This is a genomic window from Erwinia sp. MYb416, assembly GCF_037479575.1.
Lineage (GTDB): Bacteria > Pseudomonadota > Gammaproteobacteria > Enterobacterales > Enterobacteriaceae > Erwinia > Erwinia rhapontici.
In genome coordinates this window covers 1-554 of sequence record NZ_JBBGYT010000417.1, presented here as the reverse complement: position 1 = coordinate 554, position 554 = coordinate 1, and the positions used below count along the sequence as shown (strand labels likewise).

The window sequence follows — 554 nt, the reverse complement described above, 5'->3', positions numbered from 1 at the left end:
CGCGCCTTCCTCAATGACAAACTGGATCTGGCACAGGCTGAAGCGATTGCCGACCTGATTGATGCCAGCTCCGAGCAGGCAGCACGTTCCGCCGTTAACTCATTACAGGGCGTATTTTCTGCCCGTGTAAACCATCTTGTGGAAGCACTTACTCACCTGCGGATCTATGTAGAAGCGGCCATCGACTTCCCGGATGAGGAGATCGACTTCCTTTCCGACGGTAAAATTGAAGCGCAGCTGAATCAGGTGATTGCCGATCTGGACGACGTACGTGCCGAAGCCCGCCAGGGCAGCCTGCTGCGTGAAGGAATGAAAGTGGTGATCGCCGGGCGTCCAAATGCCGGAAAATCCAGCCTGCTGAATGCACTGGCCGGACGCGAAGCCGCGATTGTGACCGATATCGCGGGTACCACCCGCGATGTGCTGCGCGAACATATCCATATTGATGGCATGCCGCTGCACATCATTGATACCGCAGGATTACGCGAAGCCAGCGATGAAGTTGAGCGCATTGGCATCGAACGCGCATGGAATGAGATCGAACAGGCCGATCG

General features: G+C 56.1%; 1 protein-coding gene. It reads left to right on the top strand.

What is annotated here, in order from left to right; genetic code table 11:
* A partial coding sequence (locus WH277_RS05690) for a GTPase (protein WP_339504939.1) occupies nt 1-554 on the top strand: 554 nt, incomplete at both ends.